Raw genomic sequence first — 24,002 nt, 5'->3', positions numbered from 1 at the left:
GCATTTTTTATTATTTTTCACTGAGCATACGGATAAATGAATCTATCATGTAGCGGTAGCTGGAATCCGCGTCATAGGGCGTGGTAAAAAAACCGGCCTGTTCTAAAGAGATGAATCCATGCATGGAGCTGCGGATCATCCGGCCGATATGTACCTGTTCTTCCCGTGTCAGGCAAAATGGGGACAGCAGCTCATAGAGATCCGCCATAAGCGTCCTCCCGGTAGTGGTAAATTCATCATCTCCAAGTTCCGGAATGAGCAGAATTAATTGGTATAATTCCGGATTTTCTTTAGCAAATCTGCGGTAGCCGTTTGCTAAAGCCTCGATGGCATCCGTACCGCTTTTCCCGGCCGTGTCATTCCATACGGTTTGTTTCAGCTGAAGAAGAACCCGTTCCCCCACTTTGGCCACCAGTTTTTGAGAGCTGGCAATATGATTGTACAGGGAAGCGGTCTTGATTCCCAATTCAGCGGCCAGGCCGTGAAGGGAAAAATTATCATATCCTTTTTCGGAGATCAATCTGGCGGCCGCGTCGATGACAATCTCTTCTGTTAATCCTTTTCTAGCCATAAGTTACCTCCTTTGCAGACGTTTATGTAAAATAAAACTAACGCCATTAGCATAATGGAAATTATAAACTAATACTGTTAGTTAGTCAAGATTTAAATAATATTTCTTGACAATTTAATTTATTTTAAAGTATACTAAAAAAGCTGAGTAGCAGAAATGCGTAAGTCCGGGTATGACTTTCGCATCTCTGCTATTTTTTTGCATTAAAATGTACGGAAATGGAGGTTTTTCCAATGGAACAAGAAGTTTCGATGAATAAAATGGGGGTAGAACCTGTTGGCAGGCTGATGATTGCAATGGGAATCCCCATGATTTTATCCATGATGCTGCAGGCATTTTACAATATCGTGGACAGTTATTTTGTCAGTGCTATGGAGGGCTTGGGAGATTTGGCCCTCAATGCTCTGACGCTGGCATTTCCTATTCAAATGCTGATGGTGGCCATTGGCGTGGGTACAGGAGTGGGAGTCAACGCCCTTTTATCCAAATATCTGGGCATGGGCGAACGGGAAACAGCCAGCCGGACGGCAGGAAATGCGATACTGATCAGTATCTGTACGTATTTCGTGTTTTTTATCTTTGGTATGACGGGAGTTGACGCCTACATCAAAACCCAGACTTCCGATCCGGTGGTTATGGAAATGGCCTGTTCCTACTTAAAGATCTGTACCACCATATCATTTGGTTCCATTCTCTTTATGATTTATGAAAAGCTTTTGCAGTCCACGGGCAGGACCGTTTTATCCACGATTGCACAGATCACAGGGGCAGTGGTCAATATTGTCCTGGACCCGATTTTGATCTTCGGATATTTTGGCATACCGAAATTAGGTATTGCAGGCGCTGCTTATGCCACGGTGGCCGGTCAGATCGTTTCGCTCATATTGGGGATGATTTTTCACCACGGATTGAATAAAGATGTGGATACGGGATTCCGTTATCTGAAACCCGATTTCCAAATGATTAAGAACATTTACCAGGTGGGAATTCCGGCGATTGTGATGCAGGCGCTGATGTCTGTAATGACTTATTGCGTAAATGTTATTTTCGGAGGTATTTCCAGTTCGGCGGTGACGGCGTATGGAATATACTATAAGATTCAGCAGTTTATCTTCTTTGCGGCATTTGGGCTGAATAATGCCATCATTCCAATTGTGGCGTTTAATTACGGAAAGATGGATAAGAAACGGATTAACAGCGGCATCCGGTGCGGAATCTTGTATACGGTGATTATCATGGCGGCGGGGGCGCTTGGACTGCAGCTATTCGCGGGACGGATCATCGGAATTTTTCAGGTATCGGACCAGGTGAAGGACCTGAGCATCCGGGCCATCCGGATTATTACTGCCGGCTATCTGTTTGTCGGGGCAAACGTAGCATTTCAGGGGATTTTTCAGGCATTGGGAAAAGGGGTTCTCTCCCTTTATGTCTCCCTCACCAGGCAGATTGTGGTTGTTCTGCCGCTGGCATATGTTCTGTCCGGGCTGCCTGGGGCAGAACGGTTTGTGTGGGTAGCATTTCCGGCGGCGGAGGCCTGCGGCCTGGCGGCTGCCCTGTTCTGCATGAGTTTTAAAGTAAAACGTGAAGGCATTTTTCAAAATGCCTTCACGCCTGATGTAAAAAAATAGAAAAGAGGTGCGTTATGAGCAAACGGATTATTACGGTCAGCCGGGAGTTTGGCAGCGGAGGCAGAACTATTGGAAAGATGCTGGCCGCACAATTAAAGATTTCCTATTATGATAAGGAACTGGTTAAAAAAGTGGCTCTGGAAACCGGATTAAACGAGGAATACATCGAGCAGCAGGGCGAATATGCGTCTGCTAAAAGTAAAATTGCCGCCGCCTTTAATTCCTGGGGAGGCCAGGGAGCGGTCAACGGCATGTCTGTAGATGACTTCTTATGGGTTATGCAGCGAAAAATCATCATGGAACTGGCTGAAAAAGAACCCTGTGTAATCGTCGGCCGCTGCGCTGACTTTATCTTGAAGGAGAGAACAGACTGTTTGAACGTATTCATCCATTCCGACATGGCAATGAGGGCGGAGCGGATCGTCAGGTTATATGGAGAAACAGAAAAAACACCTGAAAAACGGCTGGAGGAGAAGGATAAGAAAAGAAAAGTTTCCTATCAGCATTACACAAACCGGGAGTGGGGAATGTCCCAGAATTATCATATGTCTTTAAACAGCGGTGTGATAGGGTTGGAAAAATGCGTGGAACTGATTTTGGATGTGTACGGAATGGAACGGTAAGGCATATTTTATTAGTATATATTATTTATCCGGATGCTGGGAGGGGCAGAAGGGCCGTCCGGAACGGACTGCCTTTCCCGGCGCAAACGTTTAGAACGGAGCGAAGTATGAAACATACAATTTTCAAAGGTTCAGGAACAGCGATTGTAACGCCTATGGATGAAAAAGGGAATATTGATTTCCGTTCTCTTGGAAAACTGCTGGAATTTCAGTTAAACGGCTGTGCGGATGCCATCATCGTTTCAGGGACGACAGGAGAGAGCGCCACGCTGGAGGATTGGGAGATCCTGGCTTTGGCGGAATACGTAATAAGATATGTGGACCACAGAGTGCCGGTGATCGTAGGAACCGGGAGCAACAACACGGCCCATTCCGTATTTTTATCGAAAGAAGCGGAAGCCCTGGGAGCGGACGGTCTTTTGCAGGTAACGCCCTATTATAACAAAACATCTCAAAAGGGTCTGATCGAACATTTTACAGCCATAGGGGACAGCGTGGATATTCCTATGATCATCTATAATATACCCGGCCGTACCGGAATGAATATTAAGCCGGAAACCTATCTGGAACTGTCCGCCCATCCCAATATCTGCGGAATCAAGGAAGCTTCCGGCAATTTTTCCCAGACGGCGGAAACCATGAGATTATGCGAAGGCCGCCTTGACCTCTATTCCGGAAATGATGACCAGACGCTGCCTATTCTGGCCTTGGGAGGCGTGGGCGTGATTTCCGTGCTGGGCAACCTGATGCCTAAGGAAATGCATGATCTTTGCAGCAGTTATCTGGAGGGAGAGACGGAAAAAAGCAGAAAGCTTCAGCTGGGGCTTTTGGATCTGATGGAGGCAATGTTCTGCGATGTGAACCCTATTCCGGTGAAGGCGGCTTTGAGCATGATGGGCATGTGCCGTGATACGTGCAGGCTTCCCCTGGTGCCCCTTTCCGGAAATGAGAAGGAAAGACTTCGGAAAATTATGGAGAAACATATGGCGGTTCCCGCCCTGCCGTTTGAGGCTGAATCTTAGCAAACTGCCGGCTCCGGCGCAGGTATTGGAAGGCGGTACGGTTACGGTTGAATCACGGTTTTTTGCATCAGCGGTTGCAAAGACGGCTTCCTTATAATAAAATAAGCCTTATAAAACAGAAGCGAGGGAAAATGCCGTGATTGAGTTGCTGGAAGGACAGGCGGGAGAATCAACAAAAACATATGTGACCAGGGTTTTGATCCATAATATCGTGAATATCAATCTGGAGCCGGGAGAGAAGATCATGGAAAATGAGCTCTGCAGCCAGTTTAAAGTCAGCCGGACGCCGATCCGGGAGGCGGTATTGGAACTGAGCCAGAAACATCTGATTGATATCTATCCCAAACGTGGAACTTATGTGTCTTACATCGATCCTGAGCTGGTGGAAGAGGTGAGAAGCCTTCGCTGCGTGCTGGAATCCGAACTGGCAAAAACGGCCTGCAGCCTGTTAGGAGAATCCCAGATTGACCGCCTGAGGGAAAATATCGCCGTTTGGCGTTATTATATGGAAAAGAATAATGAAAAGAAGATTCTTCAGCTGGATAAGGAATTTCACTCCATGCTGTATTCCATGTGCCATAAAAATTATTGGAATGAACTGGTGGAATCCATTTCCCCTCAGTTTGACCGGACGATTATATTGAGCTTCCGGTGCAGGCCTACCAGTGTGATCTTATCTGACCATGAGCAGATGGTGGACGCCATCGAGCAGAAAGACGAAGAGAAAGCATACGAGATGGCAAGAAAGCATATGAGGCGCTATATTGAGAACCGGGAACTGATGAGACAGAAGTATCCCCAGTATTTTAATGAAAACTGAAAAACAGAAGGTTACGATTCACGGCCCCGGGGACCTCTGCGGTCCGGTCCGGCTGCGGCAGTGTATACGGCCTTTCCAGTTCCGGTTTCGGACATAAGCACTTCTAAACGTGCAAAATTTTTCTAAAGACCAAGGGAAATGCCCAAACTCGCTAACGCTCAAACAGGTGGACATTTCCCTTGAACGAAAAATTCTGCGCGTTAAGAATTGCTAATGCCCTGCAAAGTCACGGGAAAGGCCGTATACACTGCCTCAGCCGGACCGGACCGCAGAGGTCACCGGGGCCGTGAATTGTAACAACAGTAATTTTTAAAAATTAAAATCATGCTTGACAATCATCTCCTACAATTGTATGATATCTATATCATACAATTGTAGGAGATGATTTTATATTATGAAACTAGTAAAATTACCGGATACGGAACTGGAAATTATGAAAGTGATCTGGAAAGAAGGAAGTCCCATATCCACCTCGCAGATTAAAGCTGTTTTAGATGAAATGCGGCCGTGGAATGTATCCGCTCTTCAAACACTGCTCAACCGGCTGATAGACCGGAATTTTTTAAAAACCTTTAAAGATGGAAAGAATAAATGTTATGAAAGCCTGGTAGAGGAAGCGGATTATATCGCATTCGAGAATAAAAGCTTTCTGGAACGGATGAATCACAGCTCCATCACAAAACTGGTGGCTTCTTTATATGAGAGCAGGAATATTACGGATGAGGATTTAGAAGAGCTGGCGCAGTTTATTGAGAAGAATACAGGAGGAACGGATGATTAAAACGATGTTTTGGAATGTGCTGGAGATATCCGCCGCCTGTACGGCGGTGATTCTGGCGGTTATGCTCTTTTCCCGGCTGATCGGTTCGATTTACGGCCCAAAGGGGAGATACCTTTTATGGCTGGTCATTATCGTCCGGCTGGCCGTCCCGTGGAATGCTGCATTGTCCCAGGCTCCCGTTTCCGTAGACCGTCTGGTTGGAACCGTCGGTGCTGCGGTGCGGACAGCGGAATTAAAGAAAGACAACAAGGATTTGGAAGTCTTAAATCCCCAAAAGGCGGATAAACAGCCCGTATCTTCCGGACAAAGCGCAGCCGGGAACGCTGCTCTTGTAGAGGCCGGAATGCGGATATGGCGGAATCAGATCAGCGGCATACTGTCCCTGTTATGGGCGGTTGGAGTAGTTTTATATGCGGGATGGAATCTGACGGGCTATATGATCCTGAGGCGCAGACTCAGGCGGTGGGAAGAGCCGGTTTCAGACCGGGATATTCTTTTGTGCTATCAGAACGTCTGCCGGGAATTAGATATTAAAAATGCGCCTGCCCTCAATTATTGCTCCGTGCTTTCAGCTCCTATGTGCGCCGGTTTTGCCCGCCCGGCCATTTACCTGTCCTCTTTAAATTTAAATGCGGATGATTTTTACTATATCTTTAAGCACGAATTAACCCATTATAAAAGACATGATATCATCTATAAGGGCCTGCTTCTGACCGCGCGTTCCATCCATTTTTTCAACCCGTTCGTGCATTGGATGGCAATGGCGGCTGAAAAGGATATGGAACTTTCCTGCGATGCGGAAGTTGTGAACAACTGCCCGCCGGAAGTCCGCAGAGAGTACAGCTTAACCATCCTTAAATGCATCTCTGAGAGCCGGGTATCCCAAACCGCGTTATCCACCCATTTTACCGGTGATAAAGAAAGGTTAAAACGGAGGTTTTGCAATATTATGAACGAAAAAAAGGTGAGAAATGGAAAACTGCCCGCAGTTTTAGCGGCGGCAGCCGTAATTCTTCTGGGAACGCTTGTTGCATGCGGCTCTGATCAGGGAAATAAGGCGGAGCCCCCGGCAGAAGAAAGCACATCGGTACTATGGATGGAAGAGCAGAATGATTCCCTGTCCGAAGCCCAATTGTCGGATGAAACCATTAACAATCTCTGGAAATGGAAGACTCCTTATATAGGAAATAACAGCGCAGTGGGAAACATGATGCTGAGAATTTCCCCGTATTTAAGTTATAAAGGATTTGAGCTGAATACCTCAGAAGAACCATACGGGGTTTTGATCAATCTGGAGGTCAGCGATTGGGATCAGTATGCGGATCAGGGAGAGATCAGCTTAAAGCCATTTTATAAGCAGGCGGCCATTTTGTTCTGCCTTGTGGACAATGCAGGATATCTGGAAGTGAATTTAGGCACGGGAGGAGAATCTTCCAGCTATACGTTCTGCGCGTTTAAAATCAGCCGGGAGGAAAGTATGAGCCAGTACTTTTCCGAAGAAGAGTTAAAACAGGCGGGAGAGTCTTTGGAAAACTTCAAAGCCTTTGTCAACAGCCTGGACAGCGTGTTCCCGGACAGCAGCATTGCGGTGAGCATGGAAAAGAAAGATTAGGAAGAAATACCCTTGTTATGGAACTGGGGAAGAAGAGAAAAACCGGAGGAAGCGGCCCTCCGGTTTTTCTCTTTTTCTATGAGCTAATTACCATGGAAATTATTGACATTCTAATATGAAAATGATATATTACACATATAATGTAATATATTACAAGCGGTGAAATATTCTATAATAATTAAAAGGAGAAAGAATATGGATTGTTCTTATGATGTTCTTATTATTGGTGCCGGAGTTGTGGGAAGCGCCATAGCCAGAGAACTGTCGCGTTACCGGCTGAAGATCGGTGTTTTGGAAAAGAATCTGGATGTCTGCTATGAAACCAGCGGCAGGAATTCAGCGGTTGTCCACGGCGGGTTTGCCTATGATACGGGAACATTAAAGGCCAGGCTCTGCGTGGAGGGGAACCGGATGATGGGAGAACTGGCTGAGGAACTGGATTTTCCATTCCTCCGCTGCGGAAAAGTATTGGTGGGGAATACGAAAGAGGATATGGAAACCCTGGAACGCACCATGAAACAAGGAGCGGAAAATGGCGCTTCCGGCCTGGAACTGATCGATAAAGAACGGCTACACCAGCTGGTTCCGGCTGTGATCGGAGAGTTCGCCATGTTTTCCAAAAACAGCGGTATTCTGGACCCGTTTCAGTTTACGGTGGCTCTGGCCGAGAACGCCCATGAGAATGGAGCGGAGTATTTCTTTGATCATGAAGTGACAGGCATTGAGCGGAAAGACGGCATTTATCATATTTCCACCGTTCAGGGAGAGTTTACATCCCGGTGGGTGGTGAATGCGGCAGGACTTGGATGCAAGAAGATTTCCGACCTTTTGGGGATCACCGGATACCGGGTAATCGGTTCCAAAGGGGATTATATCATTTTGGATAAAAGGCTTGGAGAACTGCTTCCGATGCCCGTATACCCCGTTCCCAGCAACACCTATATGGGAATCCACGTCACCAATACCATCGATGGAAATGTAACGGTTGGGCCCAATGCGGAGATGACGGATGAATTTTCTTATTATGGAGTTCCTCAGCGCAACATGGACTATCTGGCGGAGAGCGCTTCGCGCCTGTGGCCTCATATACATAAAAAAGACCAGATCAGAAATTATTCCGGAATTCTGCCCAAGTGGGTGGATGATAATGGGGTGATCCAGGACTTTAAGATTGAGATTCGGGATGAGATCGCTCCACAGGCCATTAACCTTGTTGGAATTGAATCGCCGGGTCTGACGGCTGCGGTGCCCATTGCCAGATATGCGGTTGAGCTGATGAAGGAGCGGGAAAAACTGGAAGAGAATGAGAATTTCAACCCTGTCAGAAAAGGAATTACCAGATTCCACCAGCTGAGCCGTGAGGAACAGGCCCGGCTGATCGCTGAGAATCCGGATTACGGCGAGATTATCTGCCGTTGTGAAAATGTGACCAAAGCCGAGATTCTTCAGGCCATTCACAATCCACTCGGAGTCAGCACCATGGTTGGAATCAAATACCGCACCCGTTCCATGATGGGACGCTGCCAGGGCGGATACTGCCAGATGCGTGTGGAACAGATGATAGAAGAGGAACTGGGGAAAACGGAGACCGATGTGGTATATGCGCGTCAGGGTTCCTGGGTGCTGTCCGGCAAGGTAAGGGAGGAAGAGTGATATGGAACAACGGGATGTAATTATTGTGGGCGGAGGCCCGGCAGGGCTTGCGGCAGCGGTGCAGCTTAGAAAGAAAGGGGGTCAGGATATACTGATACTGGAACGGGAGAAGAAGCCGGGCGGAATCTTGCGCCAGTGCATTCATGACGGATTCGGTCTGACCAGATTTAAAGAATCTCTCAGCGGACCTGAGTACGCTTCCCGGTTTATAGAAGAAGTGGAGAAAAACCGGATTGAGTATCTGACCGAAACCACCGTACTGCAGATAACTGAGGATAAGGTGGTAACAGCGGCTTCTAAAATGGGTCTGCACCAGTGGAAAGCCAGGGCTGTGATCCTGTCCATGGGATGCCGGGAACGGACCAGAGGAGCCCTTGGAATTCCGGGAGAGCGTCCGGCCGGCGTTTTTACGGCAGGAGTTGCCCAGGCCTATATGAACCTTTATAACCGGATGCCGGGAAAAGAGGTTTTGATTCTGGGTTCCGGTGATATCGGGCTGATTATGGCCAGAAGAATGACGTTAGAAGGAGCCCATGTGCAGGCAGTCTGCGAGATTCTGCCCCATCCGAGCGGCCTTCCGAGAAATATAAAACAGTGTTTGGAAGACTATGATATTCCGCTGTATTTAAGCCATACGGTGACGGATATCCACGGAGACATAAGGCTTAAAGGGGTAACGGTTTCACAGGTGGATGAAAACAGGAATCCCATACCGGGAACGGAAAAGGAATATGCCTGCGATACGCTGATCCTGTCTGTAGGTCTGATCCCGGAAAATGAACTTTCCATAGATGCCGGAGTCCTTTTAGATACCAGAACCAGCGGAGCGGTAGTGGATGAGAATTTCCAGACCAATGTGCCGGGAATATTTGCGGCGGGCAATGTGCTCCATGTACATGATCTGGTGGATTTCGTATCTTTGGAGGCTGAGAAACTGGCCGACGGCGCGGCGGCCTATCTGGAACAGGGAGAACTGCCGGAATGCGCAGTCACTGTGAAAACAGGCGATGGGATCGGCCATGTGATTCCCCAGAAGATCAGCGGCAGAAATGATGTGACCTTATCCATGAGAGTCCGGGATTTTTATAAAGACTGCAGCATTGTGATCAGCCAGAACGGAAAGCGTGTGGCGGAGAAAAAGATGAGAAAAGCGATTCCGGCAGAGATGATACAGATTCCGGTAAAAGCTTCAAAATTCGATCCGTCAGGGGATATGGAGGTGTCAGTAGAATGTTAAAGGAGATTACATGTATCGTCTGCCCCAACGGATGTGAGATGGAAGTGGAGGCGGAAAATGGAACGCTGATTTCCGTAAAAGGAAATTTATGCCCCAAAGGGGAAACGTATGCGAAACAGGAACTGATCAATCCGCAGAGAACCATCAGCACCTCAATTCTCATTAAAGGCGGAGAACTTCCTCTTGCCAGCGTACGCCTGACAAAGCCGGTGCCCAAGAGAGAGATCTTTCACGTGATGGAAGAAATTAAGAAGATTTCCGCAGAAGCTCCTGTGCATGCGGGAGACGTAGTGATCCATCAGATTCTGGGTATGGACAGTGATGTGATCATCACAAAATCCGTGGATGTAAGGAAATAAAGATAAAAGTTTACGACAAAATATGATATAATAGGACAAGTGAAATTCCGCTTGTCCTATTATTTTACGTTATGGGACCGCACTGTGGCGGTAAGGAATCATGACGCCAAAGCGACCCGCCGCAGGCGGAGAATCCCGCTTGCGGGATTCTTTCTGCCAGGAGTCTGGGACAGGTTTGGAACGCTTAAACGAAGCCGGAGGACGATTGAATGAAAAAAATGAAAAAAACAGCGGTGTGCATGATGGCCTGCGCCCTGCTTTTAGGCGGCTGCGCAAAACAGCCTCAGGCAAAGCCGGAGGAAAATGCCATGGATATCAACGAATTTATGATTAAGGAAGGCGTAAAGATGACCTGTGAGATGGACGAACTGGCGGGAAGCCAGGAATACATAAAGATGATGACCGCGTCAGAAGCGGTCAACCAGATCGTCGCCCGGATGGCGGAAGGGGAATATGAACAGCCGGATCACGTATATGTGATTCAGATGCCGGACGATATTCTTTTGAAAACCCTGGAGATTACTGAGGATCAGATCGACGTTTCAAAACCGGTTGCAGACAAGCTGAAGAATAAGATCAACGGATCGGTATTTGCCAATATGCTGAACGCCGGTTACGGCAGCGATATGATAGCGGCCGGAGCCATCATGAACTGGGGAGAATCCTACATTCAGCCGGAGGGATGGAACGGGAATTTCGTGCTGATTTTCGAGTACGGCGGAGAATTTTCCAGCGTCGTATCATTTAACCAGACCGGGGATCAGGTAATCAGCGCATCTTCTCTGTTTATTAAGAATGGGGAAGGACAGCTTTTCCAGGCATTCCAGCAGTATTTAGGCGGATCGGAGCCGGAAGTGGAGGAGTTTTCGAAAAGCCAGCTGGAAGAGATGCTGAAATAGAATTTTTTACAAGGAAGAGAGAACGATGCCGCGCGAAACGGCAGAATGTGAGGGGACAATGTATATAGCAGATTTACATATTCATTCCCGTTATTCCAGGGCCACCAGCAAAGACTGTACGCCGGAATATCTGGATCTTTGGGCGAGAAAAAAAGGAATTCAGATCGTCGGAACCGGAGATTTCACCCATCCGGCCTGGCGGGAGGAGTTGAGAGAAAAACTGGTTCCGGCAGAAGATGGACTTTATTGTTTAAAAGATGAATTAGTCCTGGATCAGGGCAGTGCCATATCGTCTTTTAAGCCCCGTTTTGTGATTACCGGGGAGATCAGTTCCATCTATAAAAAGGATGGAAAAGTGCGGAAAGTGCACAGTGTGATCATTCTGCCTGGTCTGGAAGATGCAGAGCGGATTTCCAAGAAGCTGGAGACTATAGGCAATATTCATTCAGATGGGCGGCCCATTCTGGGACTGGACTGTCACGACCTTTTGGAGATCGTATTGGAGCTTTGTCCTCGGGCAATCTATATTCCTGCCCATATCTGGACGCCCCATTTCTCCCTGTTCGGAGCATTTTCCGGGTTTGACCGGATTGAAGAATGCTTTGAAGACCTGACCCCTTACATTCATGCGCTTGAGACGGGGCTGTCATCAGACCCGCCTATGAACTGGCGGCTTTCCGCATTGGACCGTTTTCAGCTGGTATCCAATTCCGACGCCCATTCCCCTGCCAAATTGGGCCGGGAGGCCAATCTTCTGGACATCGATTTGTCCTATACGGGACTTTGGCGCGCGGTTCAGGAGGGAAAAGGGCTGCTGGGAACCATTGAATTTTACCCGGAAGAGGGAAAATACCACTATGACGGACACCGGAAATGCCATCTCTGCCTGAGCCCGGCGGAGACGGAGAGATACGGGGGCAAATGTCCGGTCTGCGGAAAGAAGATCACCATCGGAGTTTCACACAGAGTGGAACAGCTGGCAGACCGGAAGGAGGGCTTCATTCTTCCTGGCGCAAAGCGGTTTGAAAGCCTGGTGCCCCTTCCGGAAGTGATCGGAGCGTCTATTGGACATTCCGCCGCCGGTATGAAGGTACAGAACCAGTACGAAGGGCTTTTGCGGGCTTTGGGTTCGGAATTTGCCATACTGCGGGAAATTCCGGTTGAAGAGATCCGCCGCCATTCCGGTCATTTGCTGGCAGAAGGAATCCGGCGGCTGCGAAATGGAGAAGTAAAGCGCCTGCCTGGATTCGACGGAGAGTATGGGACGATCCAGCTGTTTGAACCGGAGGAGCTGGCTAACACGGATGGGCAGATCAGCTTATTCGAAGGCTTTAATTTGGCGGAAAAAGAAACAGCCGCCGCAGTGCCGGAGATATTTGATAAGACGGGTGTGAATGAGGGAAAAGCGGATGAAGCTGGTGAAAGCACAGCGGATCAGGACTTAAAAATAGAGGAACAGCTTAATCCACAGCAGCAGCTTAATCCACGGCAGCAGGAAGCTGTGACAACGGCCTGCCGCAGTATGGCGGTGATCGCCGGACCGGGTACGGGAAAGACGAAAACTTTGGTTTCCAGAGTTTTATATTTATTAAAGGAAAGAAAGGTAAAACCGTCGGAAATCACGGCGGTAACGTTTACAAACAGAGCGGCAGAGGAGATGAAGGAGCGTTTGGAGCAGGCCATCGGCAGCAAACGGATCACCCATCTGATGAATATAGGAACGTTTCATTCCATTTGCAATGACCTTCTGATTAAACAGGGGATGAAATTTACATTGGCCTGTGAAGAAGAGATGATGGGAACCGCAGAAGAGACAGTCCGGGAATTCGGACTGAAGCTGTCGGCCAGACAATTTCTGCGCCAGATTTCCCTGATAAAAACGGGTATGGGCAGCCGGGCGGATCAGATACCGGCGGAGGCGGCCGGGTATTACCAGAACCGTTTGAAACAGCTTCAGGTGCTGGATTTTGACGATCTCTTAATCGAAACGCTCCGCTTATTGGAAACGGAGGAGAAAAACCAGATCCGAAGACAGAGGTTTGCCTATCTTTTGGTGGACGAATATCAGGATATTAACCCGGTGCAGTACCGGCTGATCCAGGCGTGGAACAAAGGGGGCCGGGAATTGTTCGTGATCGGAGACCCGGATCAGGCGGTCTACGGTTTCCGCGGTTCCGATCCAGCCTGTTTTGAACGGCTTATGGCGGATATGCCCAGACTTCAGACCATCCGTCTGGTTCAAAACTACCGCTCCGTTCCTTCCATCGTACATGGAGCGGCCGGGCTGATTTCTAACAATGAAGGTCAGCCCAGAGAGCTGGTTCCGTGGAAGAAAGAAGGACTTCCGATCCGGCTGGTCACCGCCAAAAGCGAGATGTCCGAGGCCATTTTTACGGCGAAAGAGATCAACCGCCTGATCGGCGGCATCGATATGCTGGACGCACAGGACCGGACGGAGCAGGAAGATAAAAAGAGGATAAAAGGATTTCCCGATATCGCCGTCCTTTACCGCACCCACCGCCAGGCAGAACTGTTGGAAAAATGTCTTCGTCAGGAGGGGATTCCCTATGTGGTGGCAGGCCGGGATGATTTTCTGGCTGAACCGTCGGTTCAGGGAACGGCCGCATTTTTCCGCTTTCTTTTGGATGAAGAGGATCATTTATCAAAGCAGCTTGCGCTGCGGTATATCTGGAATCTCCAGGAAGATTGTATCTCCGACTGCATCATGCAGTCCGCCGCGGAAAAATATGCGGAACTTGTAAAGAAGACAAAACCTGAAAAACTGCTGGCCATGTGGATGGAAGAGATGGGACTTGCCGGGCGTCCGGAGATGCAGAAGCTGGCTTCTATGGCGGTCTTTTATAAGACCATGCCGGAACTGCTTAAAAGCCTTACGTTTGGATTGGAAAGCGATTTGAAGCGGTGCGGAGGTAAAACTTATACTTCTGATGCGGTTACCCTCATGACGCTGCACGGCGCAAAGGGCCTGGAATTTCCTGCGGTCATTCTGTGCGGGGTAAGAAAAGGGCTGATTCCCCTGGAAAATGGCGGACAGACGGCTGATCTGGAAGAGGAACGCCGTTTATTCTACGTGGGGATGACAAGGGCGAAGGAAGAGCTGGTTTTGGTCACCTCATCGGAGCCGTCGTCATTTTTACAGGAGATACCGGAAGAAGATCTTGTGAGGGAACGGGCGGAAAAGCAGAGAAAATCGGGCGGAGAACAGCTCAGCCTGTTTGATTTTATGTAGAAAGGACGTAATTGTGAGGGTACTGAACAATTACGAAAGGATAACGGTTGAATGGCAGAGGATAAGACATTTAAGGCGGCTTCTCCGGAACAGGTGCGGCCGGTTCTTGAAAAGCTGGATGAGATTTATGGCACCACGAAGGAGGGCTTTTACCATCAGGAGCAGTGGCAGCTTCTGGCAGCAATCATGCTGAGCGCCCAAAGCACGGATAAACAGGTGGATGAAGCTCTGCCCGCTTTATACGGCCGCTTTAAAAAGGCAGAGGATATGGCGGAGGCTTCTTTAGAGGAAATTGAAGAATATATCCGGTCCATCGGCCTATATAAGAATAAGGCGAAAAATATAAAGAGATGCTGTCAGCAGATCGTAGAAGATTATAATGGGAAGGTGCCGGATACCATCGACGGTCTGTTAACCCTTGCGGGAGTGGGAAGAAAGACCGCCACCTTATATTTGGCGGACGCCTACGGGATTCCCGGTGTCACGGTGGACACCCATGTATTCCGTATCTCAAGGCGCCTTGGCTGGGCGGACGGCAAGAATCCTCAGCAGGTGGAATTGGAACTGCAGAAGGTTTTGCCAGAGGAGCATTGGAACCGGATTAATTTTCAGCTGATCTACCATGGACGGGCGGTCTGCACGGCCAGAAAGGCAAAATGTGAGGTGTGCCCGCTGGAAAAATGGTGTGCGAAACGGTTGTGATTTTGCGGCGAGGGAGGAGAAACGAGTGGAATATTTAGTAAAAACAATAGAGAACAGGGACCAATTGGATCAATGTGAGCTTTTTTATGTGGATCAATACAACTGGGGCGGCGATTACAGGCCAAAGACTTATGGGAGAATGGGATATTGGAAGAATCACGGCTTTTTGGTGGAGATGACTACGGAAGAGAAGAATCCCACAGGAGTCTGTACGGAACCGGACGGCATGGTTTGCAGGGAAACGGCTATGGAAGCATTTTTCCAATTCTTTCCAAAGGATTGCGAGAATCAGATTTATCTGAACTTTGAAGCCAATGTACTTGGAACGCTCCATGCAAAATACGGGCGTTCAAGAAAGGACCGCCAGCCTCTCCCAATGAATCTGAGAGATGCCTGTGGGTGCAGGTGCCGGATTTTGGAGAACTGTTGGAAGATGGAAATTATGGTTCCGATAGAAGTGATTGATTATGTCTATGGAAAAAATGAAGTTACCGGATTTGAAAGCGGGGATTCGTTTAAATGTAATTTTTACAAGATCAGCGATACCCAGGAGCCGGTGCATTTTGGAAGCTTTACAGAGATTAAAAGCGAAAATCCGGATTTTCACCTGCCGGAGTATTTTGCGGATGCGATGATCGGATAGGGCCGGAAATGCACGTAATGGAAATGAATGGAAAAGGGCAGGGACAGCAATATGGACTTTTATCAGAGAGTGGTTCTTGTATGCAGGCAGATTCCTAAGGGAAACGTGGCTTCGTATGGGCAGATTGCGCTGCTGTGCGGAAAACCGAAAAATTCAAGGCAGGTGGGTTACGGCTTAAACCGCCGCATCCGGGAAGGCGAAGTTCCGGCCCACCGTGTAGTGAACGGCCAGGGATATCTGAGTGGGGCGAAAGCATTTGCAGAACCGGATCTTCAAAAGATTATGCTGGAGGCAGAAGGCGTAGAGGTCCAGGCGGAAAACCGGGTGGATATGAAACGGTTTGGATGGAAAAACACGTATGAAGATGCAATTTGGCTGAGAGAGCGGTTTGAGGAGATGGGGATTTAGGAATGGGAAATGTGAGCGGGATTTACAAGGTGTGGGAAAATGACTGGTTTACCGTAGAGCAAATAGATTCTGATACGTTCGCCGTCAGTGAATACAAACATTGGGAAGAGACGCACTCTTATCTGCTTCTTGGAAATGACAGGGCGCTGATGATTGACAGCGGTTTAGGCATTTCCGATATTAGCCGTGTGGTTCGTTCCATAACCAGGCTGCCGGTTTTGCTGGCAGCTACACATGTTCATTGGGATCATATAGGAGGGCATAAGTTTTTTCATAACATAGCCGTGCATGAAAAAGAGGAGAAATGGCTGTCTGTGGAATTTCCTATTCCTTTGGAAGTGGTAAAGAAAAATTTGGTTCAAAAGGAATGTGAGTTTCCTGCTGATTTTGACATTGACCAGTACCGGATCTATCGGGGAAAGCCGGATCAAATTCTCCATGATGGCGACCGGATTGATTTGGGAGGAAGGGAGATAGAAGTGATTCATACACCGGGACATTCGCCGGGGCATATCTGCTTTTTTGACAGGAAAAAGCAGTTTTTATATTCCGGCGACTTGATTTATTCCGGTTGTTTGGATGCTTTTTATCCTACGACTGATCCGTATGAGTTTATGCAGTCGGTGAAAAAGGTGGAGGGGTATCCAATTGAAAGAATTTTGCCCGGGCATCATAAATTGGATATTTCGGTCAGGATGGTTACTGAGGTTGGGGAGGCATTTGGTTATTTGTATGAGAGAGGGGTTTTGAGGCAGGGGGAGGGGGTATTTGAGTTTTTGGGTTTTCAGATTCATTTGTAAGAGAAGGGGAGAAATTGAATCAAATTAGGTAAAAACAATATGCAATCAAATTATGTAATTAAAATATGAGTAAAACAATTTTGTTGTATTGACATATTTTAGAATAAGAGTTATGATGGGGACAAGGTGATAGCACATGGTGCATTTAATTAATTATGTAAACAAAATATGTGATGATTCACACATTTAACAATAACATAGGATGTTTTTTTGAATACCTTTAAAAAAAAGCTAATGTAATTACGAACTGATATGAATTAAAAAGCTAAGCTGAATGAAGGGGGATCTGTATTATTAAGTTAATGAGGATACTATTTTTGAAGAAGAAATTCTTGGAAGACGAGGCAAAAGTAAGGGAGAAGAGTTGATTAGCGAAATTATTTACCAAGTGGCAGAGAAGTCTATATAGCGGAAAGCCTTATTTTATCTGGGAAAATAGCAGTTTTCTGTAAGAGGTGAAAATAAGTGGAGTGGTTGGGAAAAATGGAAAGAATGTAGAAAATATGCGGGGTTTTAGGGGGGATAGGAGAAAAGTGACGTAAAAACGTGGGTTGAATAGTAACATGAGATGTTTTTAAATTGGTTAATAGCCGGTTCATTGTGTCTCTCATGGCAGGTTGAATAGTAACATGAGATGTTTTTAAATTATCCATATGGCGGATTCATAAAGACCCGTTCTCCGTTGAATAGTAACATGAGATGTTTTTAAATCCTGAATAAACACTACACTTGTAAGGCGGCCTCGGGGTTGAATAGTAACATGAGATGTTTTTAAATGCTTCAGCAAGCACTCCGCTTACCATCTTTGTTCCGTTGAATAGTAACATAAGATGTTTTTAAATCTAAATTTAAGGAACTGGCTTGCGCCCGGAGTTCCGGTTGAATAGTAACATAAGATGTTTTTAAATGTTTTCTAAGCTTCAAAACCGAAATCTGGCGTTTGGTTGAATAGTAACATAAGATGTTTTTAAATAGATATCCATCTTTTTTGCAATCTTCACATACTGTTGAATAGTAACATAAGATGTTTTTAAATTGGGAAATGCGGGCCGGAATACATGTAATGATGCCGTTGAATAGTAACATAAGATGTTTTTAAATTATGTTACAACGCACTGTGAGGTAACAGTTTTGCTGGTTGAATAGTAACATAAGATGTTTTTAAATCCGGTGATGACCTTATAGATCGGATCAATGATGATAGGTTGAATAGTAACATAAGATGTTTTTAAATTATATCGCTTTACAATCCTTCTGATCTACAATTGCGTTGAATAGTAACATAAGATGTTTTTAAATATTAGAGTGGAAGGCTTAATTTCGATGGTAGTTTGTTGAATAGTAACATAAGATGTTTAATGCCAAACCATACACTCAAAATTAAAAATAATAGAATTATTATAGCGAGTAATAAGGTGCAAAATGGTGAAAAGTCGCATGAGTACAGAGTTACCATAGATTCATAGGATTTCCATATTAACAAAGTCAAAACACTAGTTACCTCTTTTTTGGCATCTATACACCCTGAAAAGTTATAAAGAGAAATAAGAAGATATAGCAAATTTATTAGTCGAAATAACGACTATGATTACTATATCCGCCATGAAAAAAATAAGCGCAAGCAATATTTCTTGTTTGTAGATGTTTTGCTTCTAAAAACATTTTTACAAAGGTATATCTTAAATAATATTTAGGATTCCAAAAGTATTTACTATATATTACAAACGCAACTCGAAATTGTTTAATGTAAAAAGAATTATATATAATTTTGAATAGGAGACATATGAAAGATCTATACTCTCACAAATTTATTAATGCCCTAAAAGCCCACGATACAGACACGATTAGACAAACACCAAAAAGTGATCTGCATAATCATTTTGTATTAGGCGGCGACCGTCAATATATTAAAGATGTTACTGGCTGCGATATTCCTGCGTTTAAGGGCATTTTGTCATCAATGCAGGATATGCATGATTGGAATAACACTTATTTAGGCACTAAATTTGACAGTAAAGAGATGCGGAAACTATTAATTGAAGCTACTTTTGTCCAAGCAAAAAATGATGGAATCAAAGTCCTGGAAATTGGGGAAGATGTTTGGGGATTAGGCGAATATTTTAATAATAATATTAATGAATTGATCGATGCATTTACTGCTGCTAATAAAAAAATTGCACCAGAGACAGAACTCCGTCTGCAAATTGGACTATCAAGGCATTGTTCGATTGATTATCTGATGAAATGTCTGGAACCTTTTTGGGGAGTGGCTCCGTTTTATTCAATTGATCTGTACGGTGATGAATTTGCACAGCCAATAGAAAATTTTATTCCGATTTACAAATTAGCCAAGGCAAATGGTTTGCGCCTAAAGGCCCATATCGGAGAATGGGGAACGGCGGATGATATTTATAAAGGAGTCGAATTATTAGAGCTTGATGAAGTACAGCATGGAATTGCAGCCGCAGATTCGAACCGTGTTACGGAGTATTTGGTAAAGAACCATATACGTCTTAACATTACTCCTACAAGTAATATAAAACTCGGAAGAGTGAAAGAAATGAAAGATCATCCGATTCAGAAATTATTCCGCTCTGGTGTGGACGTTACGATTAATTCAGATGATGTATTGATTTTTGATAGCGATGTATCTAAAGAATACAGCAGGTTATTTGAAAGCGGTACGTTAAAGGCTGAAGAACTTGACGCAATTCGAGTAAATGGATTGCAGCGCTTATAAGCAGTTTAAAAAAGATATTCGTATATAAAATCAATAAAAATACCAAGAAAGGAGGAGTCCGCCATGCTGGTATTTGAATACCGCTTTCATTTCCGCCTTCTAAAACCAGTCGCTTATACCAAAGCGGCAGAAGCAGTCAGCTATTTCATAGACAGTGCATTTGCCAAAGATGAAGAATTTTTACGCTTCCACGAAAAAAATGAATATAAATATTATTCATTTGACCTTTTCTATCCATGTGAAGAAAGCGGACATTATCAGGCGGGGAAGATATATTCTGTCAGGATACGGACTGTCCGTCAGGAATTGGCAGAATATTTCTCCCAAACGCTTCCATGTCACAGATCAGAGGAGATGCTGGGATTAAATGGTGAATTAAAGATCATTCCTAAAAAAATAATCGAGAGAATCTATTCCCTGACTCCTGTCATAATCAAAACGGAAGACGGATATTGGAGACAGCATATGAGCCTTCCGGAATTTGAAAATCGTATAAAGGTCAATTTGATAAAGAAATATAATCAATTGACTAACAGTAAGATAGACGAAGATTTTGAGCTGTACAACCTGATCGTGTTCAAAAACACCAAGCCGGTTAAAGTGCCGTATAAGGGCATTCATCTGCTGGGGGATAAGGTCAATCTGACTGCATCCAATCACCCTGCCGCTCAGGAACTGTTGTATATGTCGCTGGGAACCGGGCTGGGAGAGAACAACAGCCGGGGCGCGGGATTTGTAAATTACCGCTTTTTATAAATTGGAGGTGATCAGGTGATTCAGGAAACACTGGAAGTCTTTGAAACGATGCTGGAAAAGGAACCCAGGCTGCTTTTGGATGCCTATGTGCCCAAAGATGGGACGTATCGGTTGGTTGAGCTGACGGAAGACGGGTACCGCATCAAAAGGACAATTGATATTCATTATGATAAAAAGACCGGTATCGTGGAAGGAAGCGCCAATGCGGATTATTGGCAGGTAAAGACCTTAGACTATTACAGCAAGCTTTTGGAGATGAATAAGCCAATCGATCCTTCCAAGATCATACACTCCAACAATTATCTTTCATTTGCCGCTAAAAAGGACAGTGTAAAGGAAGGGAAACTGACGGCGGAGATATTGGACGGATACTATCATATCTTGAAAAATCCGAGAGAAAAATACAAAAGACCGAAGGCCAAGGCTTTATATGAATCCGTTCTGGAGGAAATCGGGGAACCGGATCAGGAGATATTGGAACGAATCAGCTCCTACATACGCATGCCCGATATCTGGGAAGGAATTGATTGGGGAAAGAAAGAGTATTTGAAGCTGTTTTTTGTATTTCCCGATGAAGAACGGACCGGAAAGTATTATGAAAAAGAATATTTACGCTATTTGATCCCCAATATCTACAATAATAATGATTTTAATGAACGTGAAGACGGAGTGATTGTAGGCCTGCCAAATGACAATATGGGCATGAATGCCAAAAAACCATATCTGGGCAGCCTGACGAGAAAAGTGAGCGTGCCGTGTCTCGTTAGGAAGGAGCGCGCCATATCGCAGGCCAAGCTGTTTGATTATCTGCTTGGAATGGCGGCAAAGGGCCAGGTTAACGTATATGTGGACTTTGAAAACCAGACCATTTGCGGGTACAGCAACCGGGAAGCGCCTCAGGAACTTGAAACCGGATATTATCTCAGGCTCAGAAAGGGGAAAGAGGTTGAGATCATCTATGGAAGTGCCGTTGTAAATTATAATCCGTTTCTGAATGCTCCTTTCTGTCTTCGCAACAGCATCGGGATACAGGAAAGCACGCTGGAAAAATTTGAATTGTCTTACAACATTTATTATGAGAAATTATGGGAAATCAGACATGCGGTTGATCAGACCTTTTTCGAGGGCAGATTGACCAATAATTTATATACGGAAGCGAAAGATATACCGGCCGGGGACGGCAATTTGAAGCGGATTATTCTGGAAACCAGAGACCGTTTTATCTTATGGTTTTATTTGAACAGATGGGACGTGGCGGAAGGGCTCTTTGACAAAGCTCTGTTGGAAGTGATTTTTAATTCAATCAGGAGCGGAAGGATGCTGCTGGCCCAGCGCCAGTTTAATCTGAAATGGTCTTTACAGGATTATCTGCACGGGCAGGACAGGAGGATGGAACTTCGTATGGAAGATATTAAAAAATGTCTTAGAAATCATATTAATTCTAAGGAAGACTGGATGTTTAGCTCAGAAGAGGAATACGGATTTGCGGTGGGACAGATTGTATCTTATCTGTCCTCCAGAAGTAAGGCGAATAACAGGCCTGCGTCTTTTGTCAATCCGTTTTTGGACGCAAAGGATCATGCCGATGTAAGGCAGAAGCTGTTGAGATTATATAAGAAGTATAATTATGCAATTCCACATTTAGCGCCGGGAAGAGGCGAGCAGTTATTCAGCCATATCATGACCTACCGTCCCGATGAAAAATCCAAATTAGACAGGGAAATGATTGCCGCCGGTTTTGCCTCCACTTCTCTAATCTATGAAAAGAAAAACTAGGGTGATAATCAGGAAAGTGAGGGAACTGTAAATGAATAAACGAGTATATGGTGTATTAGGAATTTCTTCAATTATGGCCAATTGGAATGCCGATTTTTCCGGATTTCCCAAAACTACGTCGGACGGGATGACATATGGGAGCGATAAAGCACTGAAATATCCGATGAAAAAGATGTGGGACAACGAAGGAAAGCCTGTTATTTATATAAAATCAATGAGGCTGGAGAATGGCAAAAAAGGAGAGGTATCCCTCATTCCTAGAAGCTTAAAAGAGCGCTATGAACAGGTCTTTGGAGTAGAGGATTTAAAAAAATGCAAGGACAGCCAGGCCATTTTAAAAAATCTGTTCCAGGCGGTCGATATAAAAAATTTCGGAGCTACATTTGCAGAGGCGGGCAATAATATATCGATTACAGGAGCGGTTCAATTTGGACAAGGCTTTAATAAATACGATGGAACAGACCCTCAGGAACAGCCCATACTTTCCCCATTCCGCGATGCCACCAAGGCGACTGAAGATACGGGAGAAGCGAAAAATTCCACGTTGGGAACCAAGATTGTAAGCAATGAAGCCCATTATTTTTATCCATTTGTGATCAATCCGCTGGCTTATAAGGAATTTGTGAAAATGGAGGTAACAGAAGGTTATACAGAAGAGGATTACCAGAATTTCAAACAGACTTCTCTTGTGGCTGCAACCGCATATTCTACCAATGCCAAAGCCGGCTGTGAAAATGAATTCGCCCTTTTTGTGGAAACGGAGGAGGATTTGTATCTGCCCAACCTTTCGGAATATATCAACTTTACAAAAGGAGAACCCAAGAATACCATCACATTGACCTGCGGCTCTTTCTTAAATGATGTGGCTTCCCGCATCCGTTCCGTAGAAGTTTACTATAACCCATATACCACAACGATTGAAGCCGATTTGAAAAATGCCCGTTTTTACAATATCATAACCCAGAAAGAGGTGTGATATGGAGATTTTAAAATTCAGGCTGAAAGGAAAGACCGCCTTTTTTAAAAATCCTGAAGTAAACACATATTATTATTTCACTTATGGAAATATTCACAGAGTGGCTCTGCTTGGCCTTTTTGGCGCAATTCTCGGATATCAGGGGTATAACGCCCAACAGGAAGTTTACCCGGAGTTTTATGAGAAGCTGAAGGACTTAAAGGCTGCCGTAGTGCCGGCTGCCGAATATGGCTGTTTCGAGAAGAAAGTCCAGACGTTTAACAATTCTGTGGGTTACGCTTCACAGGAGACGGGAGGCAACCTGATTGTAAAAGAACAGTGGCTTGAGAATCCGGAGTGGCAGGTCTATGTGCTGATTCAGGATGAAGAGAGCAGAAGGCTGGCAGACGCCGTCATGGCCCATCACTGCGTTTATATGCCTTATCTGGGAAAAAATGACCATCCGGCTGACCTTTTGGAGGCCGAAATCATTACAGCGGAGCCGGAGAGCCCCATTGGCGGACCGGTCAGCAGTCTGATTCCGGAATCTATGGCAGAATTTGACTTTGGTAAAATGACATTTAAGTATACGGAATATCTGCCTGTAAAGTTAAAAGAAACTACAAATTTATATGAGACTGAGAAGATGATACTGACCGATGCCTGGGTGAAACGGTGCGAGGAACCTGTTTACAGAGACAACGAATACCGGCTCATGTTTTTCTGACCGGAATTTAGCAGTCTGCTGGTAAGACCGGGTCAGCGAT

At 45.6% G+C, this 24,002-nt stretch carries 21 protein-coding genes and 1 CRISPR repeat array; of the genes, 20 read left to right on the top strand and 1 reads right to left on the bottom strand.

Annotated elements, in window-relative coordinates; genetic code table 11:
• Nucleotides 1-10: 10 nt before the first annotated feature.
• Nucleotides 11-571 (bottom strand): TetR/AcrR family transcriptional regulator, encoded by a 561-nt coding sequence (locus tag C0033_RS06810; protein ID WP_103227129.1) that lies wholly within the window; start codon nucleotides 569-571, stop codon nucleotides 11-13.
• Nucleotides 572-804: 233 nt separating this feature from the next.
• Between C0033_RS06810 and C0033_RS06805 the strand changes: the two genes are divergently transcribed.
• From C0033_RS06805 to cas5b, 20 genes are all read left to right on the top strand, one after another.
• The gene (locus C0033_RS06805; RefSeq protein ID WP_103227128.1) at nucleotides 805-2,199 is read left to right on the top strand and encodes an MATE family efflux transporter; all 1,395 of its coding nucleotides are present in this window, start codon (nucleotides 805-807) and stop codon (nucleotides 2,197-2,199) included.
• A gap of 14 nt (nucleotides 2,200-2,213) precedes the next feature.
• Nucleotides 2,214-2,822: a cytidylate kinase-like family protein gene (locus C0033_RS06800; protein ID WP_103227127.1), complete on the top strand. Its 609-nt coding sequence runs from the start codon at nucleotides 2,214-2,216 to the stop codon at nucleotides 2,820-2,822.
• Between the two features lie 107 nt (nucleotides 2,823-2,929).
• Nucleotides 2,930-3,844 (top strand): 4-hydroxy-tetrahydrodipicolinate synthase, encoded by a 915-nt coding sequence (gene dapA, locus C0033_RS06795; RefSeq protein ID WP_103227126.1) that lies wholly within the window; start codon nucleotides 2,930-2,932, stop codon nucleotides 3,842-3,844.
• A gap of 136 nt (nucleotides 3,845-3,980) precedes the next feature.
• Nucleotides 3,981-4,664, top strand: a complete 684-nt coding sequence (locus C0033_RS06790; RefSeq protein ID WP_103227125.1) for a GntR family transcriptional regulator — start codon at nucleotides 3,981-3,983, stop codon at nucleotides 4,662-4,664.
• A gap of 394 nt (nucleotides 4,665-5,058) precedes the next feature.
• The gene (locus tag C0033_RS06785) at nucleotides 5,059-5,445 is read left to right on the top strand and encodes a BlaI/MecI/CopY family transcriptional regulator (protein WP_103227124.1); all 387 of its coding nucleotides are present in this window, start codon (nucleotides 5,059-5,061) and stop codon (nucleotides 5,443-5,445) included.
• Entirely contained in the window at nucleotides 5,438-7,057 is a 1,620-nt protein-coding gene (locus C0033_RS06780; protein ID WP_103227123.1) for a M56 family metallopeptidase, read from the top strand. The genes C0033_RS06785 and C0033_RS06780 overlap by 8 nt, the downstream gene beginning before the upstream one ends.
• 195 nt (nucleotides 7,058-7,252) lie before the next feature.
• On the top strand, nucleotides 7,253-8,710 hold the full coding sequence (locus tag C0033_RS06775; RefSeq protein ID WP_103227122.1) for an NAD(P)/FAD-dependent oxidoreductase: 1,458 nt from the start codon (nucleotides 7,253-7,255) through the stop codon (nucleotides 8,708-8,710).
• 1 nt (nucleotide 8,711) lies between these two features.
• Nucleotides 8,712-9,947, top strand: a complete 1,236-nt coding sequence (locus tag C0033_RS06770; protein WP_103227121.1) for an FAD-dependent oxidoreductase — start codon at nucleotides 8,712-8,714, stop codon at nucleotides 9,945-9,947.
• Entirely contained in the window at nucleotides 9,941-10,306 is a 366-nt protein-coding gene (locus C0033_RS06765; RefSeq protein WP_103227120.1) for a DUF1667 domain-containing protein, read from the top strand. Before C0033_RS06770 ends, C0033_RS06765 begins: the two co-directional genes overlap by 7 nt.
• Nucleotides 10,307-10,515: 209 nt before the next feature.
• Nucleotides 10,516-11,205, top strand: coding sequence for a hypothetical protein (locus C0033_RS06760; RefSeq protein ID WP_103227119.1), 690 nt, complete (start codon nucleotides 10,516-10,518; stop codon nucleotides 11,203-11,205).
• Between the two features lie 58 nt (nucleotides 11,206-11,263).
• Nucleotides 11,264-14,455: a UvrD-helicase domain-containing protein gene (locus tag C0033_RS06755; RefSeq protein ID WP_103227278.1), complete on the top strand. Its 3,192-nt coding sequence runs from the start codon at nucleotides 11,264-11,266 to the stop codon at nucleotides 14,453-14,455.
• Nucleotides 14,456-14,506: 51 nt separating this feature from the next.
• Nucleotides 14,507-15,157 (top strand): endonuclease III, encoded by a 651-nt coding sequence (nth, locus tag C0033_RS06750; RefSeq protein WP_103227118.1) that lies wholly within the window; start codon nucleotides 14,507-14,509, stop codon nucleotides 15,155-15,157.
• Nucleotides 15,158-15,182: 25 nt separating this feature from the next.
• Nucleotides 15,183-15,800 (top strand): carbohydrate-binding family 9-like protein, encoded by a 618-nt coding sequence (locus tag C0033_RS06745; protein WP_180994598.1) that lies wholly within the window; start codon nucleotides 15,183-15,185, stop codon nucleotides 15,798-15,800.
• 27 nt (nucleotides 15,801-15,827) lie between these two features.
• Nucleotides 15,828-16,208, top strand: a complete 381-nt coding sequence (locus C0033_RS06740; RefSeq protein ID WP_347501048.1) for an MGMT family protein — start codon at nucleotides 15,828-15,830, stop codon at nucleotides 16,206-16,208.
• A gap of 2 nt (nucleotides 16,209-16,210) precedes the next feature.
• Nucleotides 16,211-17,008, top strand: coding sequence for an MBL fold metallo-hydrolase (locus C0033_RS06735; RefSeq protein ID WP_103227116.1), 798 nt, complete (start codon nucleotides 16,211-16,213; stop codon nucleotides 17,006-17,008).
• Nucleotides 17,009-17,558: 550 nt separating this feature from the next.
• A CRISPR array of direct repeats spans nucleotides 17,559-18,371; the repeat unit is 30 nt; unit sequence GTTGAATAGTAACATAAGATGTTTTTAAAT.
• A 420-nt stretch (nucleotides 18,372-18,791) separates the two neighbouring features.
• Entirely contained in the window at nucleotides 18,792-19,748 is a 957-nt protein-coding gene (locus C0033_RS06730; RefSeq protein WP_103227115.1) for an adenosine deaminase, read from the top strand.
• 63 nt (nucleotides 19,749-19,811) lie between these two features.
• The gene (cas6, locus tag C0033_RS06725) at nucleotides 19,812-20,504 is read left to right on the top strand and encodes a CRISPR-associated endoribonuclease Cas6 (RefSeq protein WP_103227114.1); all 693 of its coding nucleotides are present in this window, start codon (nucleotides 19,812-19,814) and stop codon (nucleotides 20,502-20,504) included.
• Nucleotides 20,505-20,519: 15 nt separating this feature from the next.
• Complete coding sequence (locus C0033_RS06720; protein WP_103227113.1) at nucleotides 20,520-22,280, top strand: type I-B CRISPR-associated protein Cas8b/Csh1; 1,761 nt, start codon at nucleotides 20,520-20,522, stop codon at nucleotides 22,278-22,280.
• A 31-nt stretch (nucleotides 22,281-22,311) separates the two neighbouring features.
• Nucleotides 22,312-23,256: a type I CRISPR-associated protein Cas7 gene (locus tag C0033_RS06715; RefSeq protein ID WP_103227112.1), complete on the top strand. Its 945-nt coding sequence runs from the start codon at nucleotides 22,312-22,314 to the stop codon at nucleotides 23,254-23,256.
• Nucleotide 23,257: 1 nt separating this feature from the next.
• Nucleotides 23,258-23,962 (top strand): type I-B CRISPR-associated protein Cas5b, encoded by a 705-nt coding sequence (gene cas5b / locus C0033_RS06710; protein ID WP_103227111.1) that lies wholly within the window; start codon nucleotides 23,258-23,260, stop codon nucleotides 23,960-23,962.
• Nucleotides 23,963-24,002 lie beyond the last annotated feature (40 nt).

Origin of the sequence: Clostridium sp. chh4-2, assembly GCF_002899675.1 — a bacterium.
Taxonomy (GTDB): domain Bacteria; phylum Bacillota; class Clostridia; order Lachnospirales; family Lachnospiraceae; genus CHH4-2.
This window is presented reverse-complemented; position numbering and strand designations above follow the sequence as displayed.